Raw genomic sequence first — 15,160 nt, forward strand, 5'->3', positions numbered from 1 at the left:
CCCCGGCGGAGCGGGCCCCGCACCGGCCCGTCATCCATGTCCTGAACGAGCGGAGGGAACCACCGACATGCAGCCGCCGCCCGATCCTCGCCTGGGCACGCCAGATGCCCCTCGGCGGCGAACCGGCCGAGCTGGTCACCCGCATCGAGGCGTACGACGCCTGGCTCGCGTCGGGGGACGATGAACGACGAAGGTCCCGACCGCTGAGCGGTCGGGACCTTCGTACGCCCTGCTGGGCGCTGGCGGAGGATACGAGATTCGAACTCGTGAGGGGTTGCCCCCAACACGCTTTCCAAATGTTCGTATGGGTGTCCGGCTGGGGTCGTACTTGTCCTGACTTCGGGTGGAGTGACTGGGGCGCTACCTGGCGGACGGCCCCGGACGGGGGCGAATGCAACCAGAACTGCAACCACCGTTCGACTACTTACGCCCCTCGGGGCCGTACCACTGGAGGGGTTGACCGGTTACTGCGGCGATGCACTCGAAGTCGTGGTCGCAGTGCAGGAGTGTCAGTCCCTGCAACTCGGCGGTCGCGGCGACGACGAGATCCACCGCACCGGCGCTGCGGTGCTTGCCCTGTTTGGTGAGGGCTTCCTGGACCTGCCAGGCGCGGTCGTAGGCGCGGTCGTCGACCGGGACCCAGCCGAAGATCAGCCGTATGTCCTCGATGCCGCGTGCCCGGTCGGCGGCCGATCGGGCGCTGTAGAAGAACTCCAGCTCCGTGATGGGGCACGTGGCGATCAGGCCGGCTGCTGCTGCCTGGTCCCAGCCGTACTGCTCCGCGTCGCCCCGCATGAATCGGGCGAGGGCGCTGGTGTCGATCAGGTAGAGCGCGGCATTCACCGTCGGTAGTTCCGCTTGTCCTCGAAGAGCGTCAGATCGAACGCGCCTTCGTCGGCCGCGGCGCGCAGGCGGGTCAGGGCCAGCGCCCGCCGCCTGTTCTCCAGTACCTCGCGCAAGGCTGTGTTGACCGTTTCCTTCTTGGTACTGGTGCCCAGGGCTTTGGCTACGTCTGCCACCAGCTCGTCATCGAGGTCAATCACTGTCCGGCTCATGTGCACCTCTCATATATCAACTGTGGAAACAACTATATCTCTCATGGTTCATCGATGTCATGGATTCACGTCGGCATGACGCCGTGGATGCGGGAGAGGGTGAAGACGCGTTCGTCTTCTCGCAGGTGGCACCAGGCTTCGAGGTAGGGCGGGTCGAGTTCGAGGCGGCTGAGGGTGCGCACCGTGCGGTTGCCGGAGGCGGCGACGTACTCAACGGTGATGGCCTGACCTGTGTCGATGGCGTGGGCGAGCTGGCGGACGTCGGTGTACGGCAGGCGCTTCGCCCACCCTGCGACGATCTCCTCGGTGTCTGTGGCGAAGGGCACTCCGCCCTCGAACGGTGCTGGTTCGGGAGCCGTTGCCGGGGCGGCCAGCAGCCGGGTCGCCAACGCGCTCGGGTCGAAGGCGGCGGATCCATTAGCCATGCTCGGGGCAGCGGTCCGGCCGCCGCCCCTCGCCCTGGAGCCGCGCGGAGCCGGAACGGCAGCCGTGGCCCGCCGAGGCCGGGTCTTCTCGATGCGCACCGTTCCCTCGTTGGTCTCGGCGACGGGGGCGTATCCCTCGGCCCGAAGAGCGGCGAGGGTCGCGTCGAGCGGGCTGCGGCTGATCAGCACCGTCGGAGCCAACTGGCGCAGCCCAAGCTTGGCGAGCTTGCGGTGGGCGGCGAGTTCGGCCAGGAGCGCGGGCTCGTCGCCGTGGAGGACGCAGGCGGCGGGGGCGATGCGCACGCGCCCGTGGCTTCGTGCGGTGTCGGTGATCAGGTACGACAGCGGCTGTGGCAGCGGCCCGGCGGCGACGGCGGCTAGGTCGGCCGTGATGTCCTCGGGGGTACGGCCGGCGTCCAGGGCCCGGCGGACGCTGCCGGGGCTGAACCGCCACACCGATGCCGTGCCGTTGGTCTCCCGGTCGGCGACGGAGTCCAGGAGCGAGGCCAGCCGCGCGGACGGGGTGCCGGTGACGACGGCGGTGAGGTCGGCGCCGATCCGGGCCGTCGCGGCGGCCGAGGGCAGCAGCCGACGGCATTCGATGCCCAGCCTCTCCGCGTCGCCGGTCCACAGGTGGATGCCGAAGGCGGACAGAGCACCGCGTGCGAGTACGCCGAGGAGTTCGGCCTCCTGGATCACGGTGGCGAACGGCGTTCCGTCAGACGACGAGTCGGCGAGGGGGCGGTGCCAGGCGACCAGCGGCCCCAGATCCGACGCGACCCGCACGCCCTGCCCTGTCGGGAGCCGCGCGGCTGAGGCCAGCAGACCGTGGCGGGCCTGCACGCAGCCGTTGCAGGGCGGTGCGCCGCCGAGTGCCGGGAGAGCCTTGTTGTCCTCGTCGCGGGCCTGGGTGGGGGTGAGCGGCAGGTTCCACCATGCCTGGAGCAGTGCGGCGAACTGCTCCGGGGGTTCCTGTGCCGCCCAGGCGTCGTATGCCTCGGTGGGGGCCACTCGATCGCAGTCCCGGGCCAGCAGCCCGGCGGCGTACGCGGTCTCCAGGGTGAGGCGTACGACGGTGTCGTCGGCCTGGGCGGCCTTGCCGATCCGTGCCAGTTCACGCGCACCGATCCCGCCGGACTTCAGCCGGGCCGGCGCGGTTGCCGAGCAGGCAGACAGGACCGAGGCAGCACCGGCGGCGAACGTCGAGGCGACGGCCGACGCCTCGCGGTCGACCTCCCTCGGAGTGACGGGCGCCAATCCCACGGAAGGCGGGACGGCTTGGAACGGGGCGTGCCAGCCGGGCCCGCGCAGCGCGAGTGCCACCTCGGCGGGCATACGGGCCGGGCCGAAGCGGTGGCGGTCCTGGACCAGGAGTCCCCGCTCCAGTGCCCATCGAGCGCCCGGTTCGAGATCGGGGCCCGGACTCCCGAACATGATGAACCGCGCGGGCCTCGCGGGCCCAGCCCCCGCTCGGCCTTCCAGCAGCTTCCGGGTCGCCGCAGGGGCCTTGGCGACCGCGGAGAGGATGCGCTCCGGGTCGCTGTGGTGTTCCACGAGCGCGGCCAGCCGCTGCGCCTTACTGCCCGGCGGTTTGACGCTGACGCCCAGCGCCGCCAGCATGCCGCGTAGCTCGTCGGAGGTCGTGCCCGTGAGCAGTTCCTCCAGCGGGGCATCCAGGCCCAGTGGTGCGTCCCACGCCTGGCGCAACGCTCCGGCCATGCGGAGCTTCCCTGCGCCGTCAGGCCAGACCAAAGCATGATCGGCGAGAGCCTCCAGTGCGGCGTCCAGCTCGCGGGCGGCTTCACCGTCCGCCGCTTCCAGCAGCCCCGCCAGGGCATCGCGCGACGTGGGCGCACCCAGCGCCGCCAGCGCTTCGGCGACCTGGAGATGAGGCAGGGCGAGCTGCGGCAGGGCAAGCGCCACCGATCCCGGGCGCTGAAGACGGTCGGCCAGTTCCCCCACCGATCGCGGCTCCGGAGGGGACGCGGCGTCTCTCCGCGTCTCGAGCACGCGTGCCAGGAGACAGCCGTCAAGGCCGTCCAGCCAAGTCGCCAGCGTCGATCGGGACTTCATGCCGGGACACCTCGCGGGATCAGGACCATGGCAGCGGGGAGACCCGCTGCGGGGTTTCAAGGATGTCGTACCCCTGTGATCCGCAGATGCCGTACGGGGCAGGACTCCCCGTTGGTGGGCGCCGGCATCCGCGAGGCGGCGGGAGTGGGGCTACCCAGTTACCCGAAACACCCGAATTAGGTGCATATGAACGCAACCGGAAATGCAACCAGAGCGTGACGAGAAGCCGAGCCGCAGATTGCGGCTCGGCTTCTCGTTTCGCCTGTTCAGGCGGCTGCGGAGGATACGAGATTCGAACTCGTGAGGGGTTGCCCCCAACACGCTTTCCAAATGTTCGTACGCCCGTCCAGCGGGGACCGTACGCGTCCTGACATGCGGCGGAGCGTTGGGTGTGGCCCTGTCCGGACAGCCCCGGACGGAGGCGAATGAGACCAGAACTGAGACCATCCTGTCCCGGCTGCCGGTGGTCACTGCGAGAGGATCGGAGCCGGTCGGGTGAGTGAGGATCCCGGCCTCGGAGAGCTTGCTCCGCGATGGCGGCGATGTGTCCGACCTGTTCTCGTAGCCGGGCAAGCTCAGCGGCCCGCTGCGGTTCTGCCACGATCTCGGACAGGGTCCTGCCGGCCACGGTCGGGTCGAGCCGGTCAGCCTCCGCCTTCCCCCACGCTGACCACTCGCGAAGCCGCTCGGCTTCGTGGGCGTCGTTCGAGGTGGAGGCGGCCTCGTCGAGCGCGGCGCAGAAGGCCCGCATCTCCCCTGCGGTCCGCCACTGCGCCAGGGCGGTGCCGAACCGGTCGACCCGTACGGCGTCCACTGCCTTGATCGTCGCGACGCTGACCGCCGCTTCCCACTCCCGCCGCGTGCGCTCCTTCTTCTCTGCCTTCCGCCGGCGGTGCTCCTCTTCTTCCTGGGCCTCTCGCAGGCGGCGTTCCTCCTCCTGCCGCTCCCGCTCCTCACGCTGACGCTGTTGTTCCGCCTCCCGCGCCAGCCGGGCCTGCTCCTCTTCCTCCGCGCGGGCCTTCAGCGCTCGGAGGACGGCGTCGATCTGGTCCTCCAACGGCTTCTTGGCGGTGTCGGACCATCCTTCGTCCAGCCGTAGCGGTAGCCGTAGCTGTACCCCGATTGCTGGGCCACCTGCAGATCCAGCTCGCCGGACGGTTCGAGCCGGTGGGCCGGGGTGACCCGCTGCCATTCGTACGTCCGCCGGCCCGGCTGCGTGGGCACGTACCGGACCTGCTTCTGCCGTTCCTTGAAGCTGATCTCGTACGTCCTGCCGTGGACTGTGAGCAGCGGCCTTACCTGCCTGCGCTTCTTCGACACCGCGATGTCGCCGTGCCGTGCCAGAGCCTGCTCGGCGAGGAGTCGAAGGAGGGTAAGCACCCGTGGGAGTACCTCGTCCGAGATCTCGAAGGCGCTGTGGTCCGCCGTGACCGCAGCGATCACGTCCTCGACGTCGGTGATCACGCGGCTGCGTGCCAGGCGGATCCGGTTCCACTCGGTGTCGTCCTCGCCCGTCACCCGCAGCAGTCCGAGGAAGAAGTCTCCCTTTGCCCGACCGCTGTACTTCAGGTGGAAGCCGTCCGGGGCACACTGCCGCGCGGCGTCGAACGCCCGGCGATAGCGTGCCCGTTCTTCGGCATTTGGATCGGGGATCCGAAGGAAGCGGCCGGCCTTCTGCACCTCCGCGATCAAGGCCGCGCCGACTTCCGCCGGTGACTGGCGAGGCGGCTTCGCAGGGGGCGCCGGCTTCGCCTCGGGCGGGGGCGTCGCCCGCCGACGGGGAGATACCGCAGCTTCCGGCTTCGGCTCGGCGGCTGCCGGTCGTTGCTTGCGCGGGGTCGGTTCAGGCCGGTCCGGGTGGTGGCCGTGTTCCAGGTAGAAGCGACCGTCATCGGTGATCTCCGCCTGCCACTTCCCACCATGCCTGGGCATGGTGATGAGGCCCCGGCCCTTGAGAGCACGGGCGGTGTGGGCGAGTTCCGGGCCCGCCGAGGTGACGGGTTCCTTTCCCTCTCCGATACGAGTGAGCAAGGCCAGCTGTCGATCGTTGAGCGGCGACCATCGATACATGGTGACCGTCGTACCGGTCCCGCCGAGCGCCTACAACCAGAATGGTGATGTTCCCGCATTCTGCTGTCCGAGCGTCTCCAGGAGGGACGGGCCGGCCCGGCGCTCCCGTGGTTGCGGCCACGCTGCCGGGGCGTGCCCGTGCCTCCCGGGTCAGCTCAGTCGGCGGAGCAAATCGAAGTGTGCTGAGAAGCTCGATCGCAGGCTTTCCAGGACGGCCTTCCCTTTCTCAGCGGTGGCCAGCGAGGGGAAGCCGATCACCCCAGACTGTGTGTACTCGGCCATTCCCTGGACCAGGAGGAAGGGCCGCTGCCCGCTGTCGTGGTCCGCGTCGGCGTAGCCTTCGCGGACGAGCTCGGGAGCGGCGTGGAGCAGGATCGACGTCTCGATCTCGCCGGCGTGCATGTCCGCGTGCATGTCCGCGTGCCTGTCGGACTCCAGGCCGCCGTACTCGCGGGCACGGTCCCAGTCGGGGCCGAGAGGGAAGAGGGAGACCGCCGGGCCGTCGACGTTGGCTTCCTGGACCACGTTCGACAGGACGTAGTTCCCTCCGTGGCCGTTGACGATCACCAGCTTGTCGATGCCGGAGCGGGCGAGGGATGCACGGATGTCATCGATCACGGCGTACAGGGTCCTGGCGCTGATGCTGACGGTGCCGGGGAACGCTGAGTGCTCGTGGCTGCACGAGACGGTGAGGGGAGGGAGAAGGTGGACAGGGTAGGCGTCGGCGATCTCCTGGGCGATGACGCATGCGATCGCCGTGTCGGTGATCAATGGGAGGTACGTGCCGTGCTGCTCGAAGGAACCGACTGGGAGCACGGCGACGCGGGGCTGCAGCTCCTGGACATCGGTGCTCGTGGCGGTCGGCAGCAAGTTCACGGCTCTCCCTCGGTCGACTAGGGGGTGACCTGCTTGGTCAGGTCTAACTCCCTGTTGAGTTCTGAAACTTCCACCAGTCTGCGCCAGCGCGCAAGGCACGGTTGAAGCCGGTACAACTCGCCGAGGATCCGCGTGGAGCCCGTCCGGTGGGCGATGCCGAGGGCTTGTTCGGCGGCCCGGTGCGCGCCTTCCACGTCCTCCAGGATGGCGTTGGCCGTGGCGAGCCGGGCAAGACACAGCCCTCGGTCTCGCTCCTGTACGGCAGGCCAGTGCCGCAGGCTCTTCTCGTAGGTCACGACGGCTTGCGCGGGGCGCTCCAGGCGTACCTGGCAGTTGGCGGCCTCCATCTCGATGTACGAGACCGTGCAGTAGAAGGCCAGGTCGTCATCGTCACCTCTGTCTGCCGCGGCGAGGGCCTGCTCGATGGCCCGCTCGGATTCGACGGCCTCTCCGAGGCTCGCCTTGCTGTTCGCGAGCTGCCGGAGCACGACGGCGTGGACGCGAGGCGAGAGCTCGGAGACGTACCGGAGGGCAGCGAGAGCGAGGCCGGCGCCGTGGCCGGCGTGGCCCGCCTCCGTGGCGATGTTGCTGCGGCGTTGGAGCATGTACGCGATCACCATCGGATCGCCCAGCTCTTGGGCATACTCCATCGCCAGCCTGGTCCAGCGCATGGCGTCGTCGGTGCGACCGGTGTCCTGGTGAAGCCAGCCGAGGAACTCCGCGTACCGTGCCCCCACACGCAGGACCTCCTGCCGCAGCGGACCGTACGCTTCGCGACACATCTGCTCGATGAGGGGCATCTGGCTGCCCACCACGAAGCCGTGCGCCGCCAGCACCTGATCGCGAACCCGGCCTCCATCGCCAAGGCCCCCAAGGTCGAAGAGGAGGAGGTCGAGCCGTACACGGTCGAAGAGGTCCAGTGCCTCCTCGCCGAGGCCGCCAAGCACCGCAACACCGCCCGCTGGGTCATCGCGCTCGCCCTCGGCCTGCGCCAGGGCGAGGTTACTTGGCATGCAGTGGGACGACGTCGACTTCGAGCTCGGAGTCATCCGCGTACGCCGTGGTCGGCTGCGGCCCCGCTACAAGCACGGCTGCGGCGACCGCTGCGGACGCAAGCCCGGCTTCTGCCCCCAGAAGATCAACACTCGGCGCGAGACGAAGAACGCCAAGTCCCGCGCCGGCCAGCGGCCTATCGGTGTACCCGAAGAGCTGCTCCAACTCCTGTGCCAGCACAAGGAGGACCAGGCCCGCGAGCGAGCCAGGGCCCGCGACCTGTGGACGGAGAGGGGGTACGTGTTCACCTCGCCCACCGGCGAGCCCCTGAACCCGAACACCGACTACCACAAGTGGAAGGAGCTCCTGAAGGCCGCCGGCGTCCGCGACGCCCGCCTCCACGACGCCCGCCACACCGCGGCGACGGTCCTGCTCATCCTCGGCGTCTCCGACGCGGTCGTCGACTCCATCATGGGCTGGGAACCTGGCAAGTCCGCCCGGATGCGCCGCCGCTACCAGCACCTGACCAGCCGCGTCCTCAAGGACACCGCCGCCAAGGTCGGCGGCCTCCTGTGGGGCACGGACCAGCCTGCGCGTAGCGCTGCGCCGGAGGCAGGCCAGAGCCCCGTCCCCGCCGAGCTGGTGGTCCACGTCGCCCGCTTCGGCGAGCGGCGTGTTCCCTTCCTCCACCGCGACCACGCCGACGAGGTCGTCGCACGGTGGAGCGAGGACTGGCCCGACCACTCTGCCGAGATCGAGGAATGGGACCGCTGGCGCTGGGAACAGCGGCCCGGGCGGTGCGAGCGCGATCCGCGACCGTGTACCGGAGCGGGCCGTGGTCTTCCACGCCCGAGCCCTGTTCCTTCCTGGCGGGGAACGCGCGGCGACCGAGGCCCCGGAGCAGTGGTCGGTGCCGGCCTGGGACTTCGAGACCGACCGTTACACCGACCGCGCCTCGGCCTGGCGCACAGCCCGCCGCCCCGGTTCGGGCCAGGAGGTCGAGGCCCAGGTGCGAGGCACGGATAAGGAGGCCGTCGAGGCTGCCTTCGCCGAGGTGTGTGCACAGGCTGTGGGCCGAGCCCAGAACCCAGGAAAGTACGGCGACACCGACGAGTGGTGACTCGGGCAGCTCCGAGCGCGACGACGCATCCCCGTAGCGGGCCCCGGATGATTCAGCCGGGGCCCGCTGCTTGTTTCCCCAGCGCGTTGCCGAATGGCGCCGAATTGCCCGCTGAACTGAGCCGGACTGCGCCGAATCCTGCCGAACGCTGCCGGATGTGGTTTACTTCCAGTGGAGCGACAGAAGGAGGTGTGACTCCGTGGCGGAATCTGAGCTGCCCGACTGGACCGACAAGAAGATGGGGAGCATGGTCCGCGCTGCCCTGTGGCTTGCTACTCAGGTAGGCGAGGGGAATGTCTACACCAAGGACCAGTTGAGGGCGGCTTTTCCTGATGTCGCGCAAATTGATCGCCGTGTGCGGGACTTGCGCGAGCTCGGTTGGGTGATCGCGACCAACCGGGAAGACCCGCAACTGGCGCCCAACGAAGCCCAGTTCGTGCGGGCTGGGGCAGCTGTTTGGGAACCGGGCGTAATCCGTGCGTCCCGCCAGCAGAAGCAGTCGAAGTCGCTTGCACGTCTGCTAGAGCCTGAGGCCCTCCGAGCCCCGGCGTTCGATGACATTCGGCTCAGGCAAGCGCCGGATCCGGAAGCGGTCTGGGGGCGATTGAAGGATCTTTCCCAGGCTGAGAGGTCGCTCATTTTGGCCTGGATCGCCATGGGCTACCGCCCCAGCTCCCCAGTCGAACTAGCTTGGCGCGCGTTCCGTGGCCTGAGCGAGGAGCAACGCCAAGAAATGACCGTGAGGCTCGGCGAATTGGTTAGTTCCGAGCTGTACGAGGAGTTGCCTACGTCAGGGGGCCTCGAGGGCGCCCCCTGACCCCCACATGTTTCCGCCGGATCCCGTGTCACCTTCCACAGATCTCCGGGGTCCGGCGGATGGTCCAACCCATCTGAACGAGGAGAAGAACCATGTCCAGTATGCGTGTCCCCGTGGCCGGAAGCGAGCGGCCGCCCAGGTTCGAGATGTTCGTCGCGGCCGTCGCCGTCGGATACGCGGCGGGTTACACCACCGGCATCGGCAACGAGGCCCAGCAGGTACTCGGGCTCGTGACGGTCACGGCGATGGGGTGGCTCTGGGAAAGGTGGCGGCGCTGACCGCCTTCCGCGACTGGTGATCCAGTCCCTTTCTGGTAGCCGGTCCCGATGAACTCCGGGGCCGGCTATCGGAGTTCGATCCTGCACGCGCCCTGTTGTGTGTCAGTGGTCGTTCCTATCGTGGAGAGATGGCAAATGGGGTGTGGCACACCGGATATGGCATAGAGATCAATCTGTCCCTGCCCGACCTCGGTCACCCGGACCGTCCCGATCTGCTCCAGGAGATCACCGCCAGCGTCTCCGAGCGCGACCCGCAGCTGCTCGAATGCCTGGCGCACCACGACAAGCGCGAGTGCCTGTCGGAGTCGGGCGGCAAGTCGCCCTGGATGTTCATCCGCCGAGGGCGCGTGGGTGGCCGGCGACCGCTCGTCGCCTCGCACCTGCCGATCACGCACAAGGCGACGCCGGCGGAGAGCGCACAGCACAAGGCCACCAAGGAGCGGATCGTCGAGACCGCCGGGCGTTACGGCCTGGACGCCGAGGCCGAGGTTCCCATCGGCAACCGGCGCAGCATCTCGGACGCCGTAGTCGTCGGACCCGGCGGCACACGGATCGGCTGGGAGATCCAGTACCACCACCTCAGTCCCAGCAGCGTGCACCGGCGCTCGGTCAACGCAAGGGAGCACGGCATCACCCCGCTCTGGGTGGCAAAGGACCGGACGGCTTCCCTGATCGACCGGGCTCCCTGGGCGCGGGTCGACGACATGCCGTGGAAGGACATCGCCGACGGCAAGGAGATGGTGATCCGCGGCGGGTTCCGGCACCTCGAAGTCTGGAAGTGCGTACCGAGTAGCGAGCGCCACTGCCTCATTAGCGAGGGCGCCGGTCACTGTGGCGCGATTCACGCGGACTGGTTCGTGCCCGCGCTGTGCCACCCGGAGAAGAAGCCGGTCTTCATCGAGGACCTGGTCCTGCAGAGCGCCACGGGCGAGAGCGTCCCGGTCTATGTGCCCAACCGAGGAAGCGGCCGCGCTGGCCGGCACATGTGGGTGTCGGCCGAGGACCGCGCGCTGTGGCAGGAGCTCGTCGGTGACAAGACGCCTCTCCCTGCGGCCCCGGTCGAAGAGGAGGACGACCTGATCACCTTTGCCGAGCAGGAGATCGACCGTAATTGCCGAGCGGGCGAGGAGGGCTGGTTCGTCAGCGACGGCCGGCCTGCCCGCGATCTCGACCAGCCGACCGGCGGCTTCACGCTTCCCCGCATGCCGGTCCAGCGCTCCCGCGGCCCGATGCGGATCACCACCGTGGAACGCGCCGCCGCTTCCGCCGCGCTGGGATGCCCGCCGTGGGAGTTCGGGCTGTGCGCCGGCTGCGGCCAGCTGATGCGGCGCTACGGGCGGAACGCCGCCATGTACTGCAAGGTGTGCCGGTCCGTCCTCAACGGGCGGTAGACGGGAACTGCAACCAAAACTGCAACCATGGAATGACGAAGGTCCCGGCCGCTGGGCGGTCGGGACCTTCGTTTTGGCTGGTCAGCCGTGGCGGAGGATACGAGATTCGAACTCGTGAGGGGTTGCCCCCAACACGCTTTCCAAGCGTGCGCCCTAGGCCTCTAGGCGAATCCTCCGTGGAGAACATTACATGACCGGGAGGGGTGCTCGCGCACATGATCTGGAGCGGGGGCGGGGGGGAAGGGTGCAGGTCGAGGGGTGGGGGAGGGCGGGGGACGGGTGGGGGTTCGGATCGGGTACTCTGGGCGGAGCCCCTCACGTGGCGCTATCTGACTGAACTCCCCCAGGGCCGGAAGGCAGCAAGGGTAGGTCGGCTCTGGCGGGTGCGTGGGGGGCGCTTGCGTTTCCGGGCGGGGGCGGGGCGAGGGGCCCCGGTCGTCCACAGGGCGGCCGGTCGATTGTTCCCGGGTTGTCGGTGGGCGCCTATAACCTCGTATACGTGTCGTCTCTCGCGCTGTACCGCCGCTACCGCCCCGAGTCCTTCGCCGAGGTCATCGGGCAGGAGCATGTCACCGACCCGCTGCAGCAGGCGCTGCGGAACAACCGGGTCAATCACGCGTACCTGTTCAGCGGGCCGCGCGGCTGCGGCAAGACGACCAGTGCGCGCATCCTGGCGCGCTGTCTGAACTGTGAGAAGGGTCCCACCCCGACGCCGTGCGGGGAGTGCCAGTCCTGCCGGGACCTCGCGCGCAACGGGCCGGGGTCGATCGACGTCATCGAGATCGACGCGGCCTCGCACGGTGGTGTGGACGACGCCCGTGACCTGCGGGAGAAGGCGTTCTTCGGGCCGGCGTCCAGCCGCTACAAGATCTACATCATCGACGAGGCGCACATGGTCACCTCGGCGGGCTTCAACGCCCTGCTGAAGGTGGTCGAGGAGCCGCCGGAGCACCTCAAGTTCATCTTCGCGACGACGGAGCCCGAGAAGGTCATCGGGACGATCCGCTCGCGCACCCACCACTACCCCTTCCGCCTGGTGCCGCCCGGCACCCTGAGGGAGTACCTGGGCGACGTCTGCGGCCGCGAGGGCATCCCGGTCGAGGACGGCGTGCTTCCGCTGGTGGTCCGGGCCGGTGCCGGGTCGGTGCGTGACTCGATGTCCGTGATGGACCAGCTGCTCGCCGGCGCCGCCGACGACGGTGTGACGTACGCCATGGCCACCTCCCTCCTCGGTTACACGGACGGGTCGCTGCTCGACTCGGTGGTGGACGCTTTCGCCGCCGGGGACGGGGCCGCGGCCTTCGAGGTCGTGGACCGGGTGATCGAGGGCGGCAACGACCCGCGGCGCTTCGTCGCCGACCTCCTGGAGCGGCTGCGTGACCTGGTGATCCTGGCCGCCGTGCCGGACGCCGCCGAGAAGGGCCTGGTCGACGCGCCCGTCGACGTCATCGAGCGGATGCAGGCGCAGGCCTCCGTGTTCGGCGCCGCCGAGCTCAGCAGGGCGGCCGACCTGGTCAACGCGGGGCTGACCGAGATGCGCGGCGCGACCTCGCCGCGGCTCCAGCTGGAGCTGATCTGCGCGCGCGTGCTGCTGCCCGCCGCCTTCGACGACGAGCGTTCGCTGCAGGCGCGCCTCGACCGGCTGGAGCGCGGGGCCGCCGCCGCGCCGCCGGCCGCCGTGTTCACGACCACCTCGCCGGCGCCGCAGATGGGGTACGTGCCGACGGCGGAGGCCCATGTCCCGCCGCCCGCACCCGCGCCCGCACCCGCACCCGCGCCCGTCCAGGCGCCCGCGCCCGTCCAGCAGCCCCCGGCCCCGGCCCCCCAGTTCCAGCAAGCCCCGCAGGCCCCGGCCCCGGCCCCCGCACCCGTACAGCAGCAGCCGCAGCCCGGTGCCTGGCCCGGTGCCGCCCGGCCCGGTGGCGGAGCGCCCGGCGCCTGGCCGGGAGCCGCGCCCGCGGCCCCCGCGCCCGCCTCCCCGCAGGCTTACGCCCCCGCTCCCCAGCAGGCCCCGGCCCAGCCCGGCCAGGCCGCTCCCTCCGGGGACATGGCGGCCGGTGCCGCCCAGGTGCGGAACATGTGGCCGCAGATCCTGGAGGCGGTCAAGAACCGGCGCCGCTTCACCTGGATCCTGCTCTCGCAGAACGCGCAGGTCGCGGGCTTCGACGGCACCACCGTCCAGCTCGGCTTCCTCAACGCGGGCGCCCGGGACAACTTCGCGAGCAGCGGCAGCGAGGACGTCCTGAAGGCGGCCCTGGCGGAGCAGTTCAACGTGCACTGGAAGGTCGAGGCGATCGTCGACCCCTCGGGCGGCGCCAACCCGCCGCCCGCCGCCACCGGCTTCGGCGGCGGCCGCCCGTCCGCCCCGGCCCCGGCGCGCCCGCCGGCGCCCGCGCCCGCCCCCGTACAGGCCCCGCCGGCCATGCAGCAGGCCCCGCAGGCACCGGCGCCCGGACCCGCGCCCGTACAGGCTCCGCAGCCCACCCGGCAGGCGCCCGCGCCCGCTCATGTGCCCCAGGGGCCGCCGCCGGTGGCGCCCGAGGACGACGTGCCCGAGGAGGACGATCCGGACCTCGTGGACTCCGCGCTGTCCGGGCACGAGCTGATCGTGCGCGAGCTCGGCGCCACCGTCCTGGAGGAATACACGAACGAGTAAGAGCGTCTCGCTCAGCGGCCCGCACAAAGATCACGGGCGCCCGCGGGCTACCCTGGCTGGCGTGAAGGTCCTCGTCATCGGCGGCGGCGCCCGCGAACACGCCCTGTGCCGCTCCCTCTCCCTCGATCCCGACGTCACCGCTCTGCACTGCGCGCCCGGCAACGCCGGAATCGCCGAGGTCGCCGAGCTCCACGCCGTCGACCAGCTCGACGGCGCCGCCGTCACCGCGCTCGCGACCGAGCTCGGTGCCGAGCTCGTCGTCGTCGGCCCGGAGGCCCCGCTCGTCGCGGGTGTCGCCGACGCCGTGCGCGCCGCCGGCATCCCGGTCTTCGGCCCCTCCCAGGAGGCGGCGCAGCTGGAGGGCTCCAAGGCCTTCGCCAAGGACGTCATGGCCGGCGCCGGCGTGCCCACCGCCCGCAGCTACGTCTGCACCACCCCCGCCGAGATCGACGAGGCCCTCGACGCCTTCGGCGCCCCGTACGTCGTCAAGGACGACGGTCTCGCGGCCGGCAAGGGCGTCGTGGTGACCGAGGACATCGAGCAGGCCCGCGCCCACGCGCTCGCCTGCGACCGCGTGGTCATCGAGGAGTACCTCGACGGCCCCGAGGTCTCCCTCTTCGCCATCACCGACGGCACCACCGTCCTCCCGCTGCAGCCCGCGCAGGACTTCAAGCGCGCGCTCGACGGCGACGAGGGCCCGAACACCGGCGGCATGGGCGCCTACTCCCCGCTGCCCTGGGCCGACCCGAAGCTGGTCGACGAGGTTCTGCAGACCGTCCTGCAGCCCACCGTCGACGAGCTGAGCCGCCGCGGCACCCCGTTCTCCGGCCTCCTCTACGCGGGTCTGGCGATCACCAGCCGCGGGGTGCGGGTCATCGAGTTCAACGCGCGCTTCGGCGACCCGGAGACCCAGGTCGTGCTCGCCCGCCTGAAGACCCCGCTGGCCGGCGTGCTGCTGCACTCCGCCAACGGCACCCTCGCCGACCAGGCCCCGCTGGCCTGGCGCGACGAGGCCGCCGTCACCGTGGTCGTGGCCTCCCACAACTACCCGGGCACCCCGCGCACCGGCGACCCGATCGAGGGCCTGGCCGAGGTCGCGGAGCAGGACGCGCCGCACGCGTACGTGCTGCACGCCGGTACGAAGAAGGACGGCGACGCGGTCGTCAGCGCCGGCGGCCGGGTGCTCTCGGTGACCGCCACCGGTTCGGACCTGACCCAGGCCCGCGAGCGCGCCTACGCGGCGGTCGGCCGAATCCGTCTTGACGGTTCGCAGCACCGCACGGACATCGCGGAGAAGGCCGCCCGGGGCTGACGTCCCAGGTGCCTCACGGCGCTCAGGGGCGCGGCGGCGTAGTCAACCGCACTGCCGCGCCCTCGTCATCACCTTTGCCCAAAGCCATTCCATC

11 protein-coding genes, 1 tRNA gene, 1 other RNA gene and 2 pseudogenes are annotated in these 15,160 nt (G+C 70.3%); 8 read left to right on the forward strand and 7 right to left on the reverse strand.

The window, feature by feature from the left end:
- Nucleotides 1–71: 71 nt before the first annotated feature.
- A pseudogene (locus tag AB0M18_RS27025) lies at nt 72–173 on the forward strand (haloalkane dehalogenase); the annotation flags it as partial.
- Nucleotides 174–420: 247 nt separating this feature from the next.
- On the opposite strand, the gene AB0M18_RS27030 reads toward AB0M18_RS27025, so the two are convergent.
- The 6 genes from AB0M18_RS27030 to AB0M18_RS27055 all read right to left on the reverse strand — a co-directional run bounded on the left by AB0M18_RS27030 (nt 421) and on the right by AB0M18_RS27055 (nt 7,170).
- The gene (locus tag AB0M18_RS27030; protein ID WP_137994422.1) at nt 421–843 is read right to left on the reverse strand and encodes a PIN domain nuclease; all 423 of its coding nucleotides are present in this window, start codon (nt 841–843) and stop codon (nt 421–423) included.
- Nucleotides 840–1,055 (reverse strand): type II toxin-antitoxin system VapB family antitoxin, encoded by a 216-nt coding sequence (locus AB0M18_RS27035; protein ID WP_079428878.1) that lies wholly within the window; start codon nt 1,053–1,055, stop codon nt 840–842. Before AB0M18_RS27035 ends, AB0M18_RS27030 begins: the two co-directional genes overlap by 4 nt.
- A gap of 65 nt (nt 1,056–1,120) precedes the next feature.
- A complete protein-coding gene (locus AB0M18_RS27040; protein WP_365762384.1) occupies nt 1,121–3,553 on the reverse strand; it encodes a helicase C-terminal domain-containing protein in 2,433 nt (810 codons plus the stop codon).
- Nucleotides 3,554–4,573: 1,020 nt separating this feature from the next.
- The gene (locus AB0M18_RS27045; protein WP_365762386.1) at nt 4,574–5,623 is read right to left on the reverse strand and encodes a hypothetical protein; all 1,050 of its coding nucleotides are present in this window, start codon (nt 5,621–5,623) and stop codon (nt 4,574–4,576) included.
- A gap of 150 nt (nt 5,624–5,773) precedes the next feature.
- Nucleotides 5,774–6,499 (reverse strand): creatininase family protein, encoded by a 726-nt coding sequence (locus AB0M18_RS27050; protein WP_365762388.1) that lies wholly within the window; start codon nt 6,497–6,499, stop codon nt 5,774–5,776.
- A 17-nt stretch (nt 6,500–6,516) separates the two neighbouring features.
- Nucleotides 6,517–7,170, reverse strand: coding sequence for a hypothetical protein (locus AB0M18_RS27055; protein WP_365762390.1), 654 nt, complete (start codon nt 7,168–7,170; stop codon nt 6,517–6,519).
- Nucleotides 7,171–7,311: 141 nt separating this feature from the next.
- Here AB0M18_RS27055 and AB0M18_RS27060 point away from each other — a divergent pair.
- From AB0M18_RS27060 to AB0M18_RS27075, 4 genes and pseudogenes are all read left to right on the forward strand, one after another.
- Nucleotides 7,312–8,612 (forward strand): annotated as a pseudogene (locus tag AB0M18_RS27060) (tyrosine-type recombinase/integrase); the annotation flags it as partial.
- Between the two features lie 199 nt (nt 8,613–8,811).
- Nucleotides 8,812–9,429: a hypothetical protein gene (locus AB0M18_RS27065; RefSeq protein WP_365762392.1), complete on the forward strand. Its 618-nt coding sequence runs from the start codon at nt 8,812–8,814 to the stop codon at nt 9,427–9,429.
- A gap of 92 nt (nt 9,430–9,521) precedes the next feature.
- Complete coding sequence (locus tag AB0M18_RS27070; protein ID WP_329873312.1) at nt 9,522–9,707, forward strand: hypothetical protein; 186 nt, start codon at nt 9,522–9,524, stop codon at nt 9,705–9,707.
- Nucleotides 9,708–9,835: 128 nt separating this feature from the next.
- Nucleotides 9,836–11,098 (forward strand): hypothetical protein, encoded by a 1,263-nt coding sequence (locus AB0M18_RS27075; RefSeq protein WP_365762394.1) that lies wholly within the window; start codon nt 9,836–9,838, stop codon nt 11,096–11,098.
- An 88-nt stretch (nt 11,099–11,186) separates the two neighbouring features.
- Here AB0M18_RS27075 and AB0M18_RS27080 read toward each other — a convergent pair.
- Nucleotides 11,187–11,274: transfer RNA gene (locus AB0M18_RS27080), tRNA-Ser, on the reverse strand.
- Between the two features lie 130 nt (nt 11,275–11,404).
- Between AB0M18_RS27080 and ffs the strand changes: the two genes are divergently transcribed.
- From ffs to purD, 3 genes are all read left to right on the forward strand, one after another.
- Nucleotides 11,405–11,503: signal recognition particle sRNA small type (gene ffs, locus AB0M18_RS27085), an RNA gene on the forward strand.
- 94 nt (nt 11,504–11,597) lie between these two features.
- Nucleotides 11,598–13,754, forward strand: a complete 2,157-nt coding sequence (locus AB0M18_RS27090; protein ID WP_365762396.1) for a DNA polymerase III subunit gamma and tau — start codon at nt 11,598–11,600, stop codon at nt 13,752–13,754.
- 61 nt (nt 13,755–13,815) lie between these two features.
- Complete coding sequence (gene purD / locus AB0M18_RS27095; RefSeq protein ID WP_365762398.1) at nt 13,816–15,066, forward strand: phosphoribosylamine--glycine ligase; 1,251 nt, start codon at nt 13,816–13,818, stop codon at nt 15,064–15,066.
- Nucleotides 15,067–15,160: the final 94 nt, after the last annotated feature.

The organism is Streptomyces sp. NPDC051909, from assembly GCF_040681095.1.
Classification (GTDB): domain Bacteria; phylum Actinomycetota; class Actinomycetes; order Streptomycetales; family Streptomycetaceae; genus Streptomyces.

What these genes read in the sequence shown, in the direction of transcription:
- AB0M18_RS27070 (WP_329873312.1), top strand. Translation starts at nt 9,522, where the DNA reads ATGTCCAGTATGCGTGTCCCCGTGGCCGGAAGCGAGCGGCCGCCCAGG.
- AB0M18_RS27075 (WP_365762394.1), top strand. Translation starts at nt 9,836, where the DNA reads ATGGCAAATGGGGTGTGGCACACCGGATATGGCATAGAGATCAATCTG.
- AB0M18_RS27055 (WP_365762390.1), bottom strand. Translation starts at nt 7,170, where the DNA reads ATGCGCTGGACCAGGCTGGCGATGGAGTATGCCCAAGAGCTGGGCGAT.
- AB0M18_RS27035 (WP_079428878.1), bottom strand. Translation starts at nt 1,055, where the DNA reads ATGAGCCGGACAGTGATTGACCTCGATGACGAGCTGGTGGCAGACGTA.
- AB0M18_RS27045 (WP_365762386.1), bottom strand. Translation starts at nt 5,623, where the DNA reads ATGTATCGATGGTCGCCGCTCAACGATCGACAGCTGGCCTTGCTCACT.
- AB0M18_RS27040 (WP_365762384.1), bottom strand. Translation starts at nt 3,553, where the DNA reads ATGAAGTCCCGATCGACGCTGGCGACTTGGCTGGACGGCCTTGACGGC.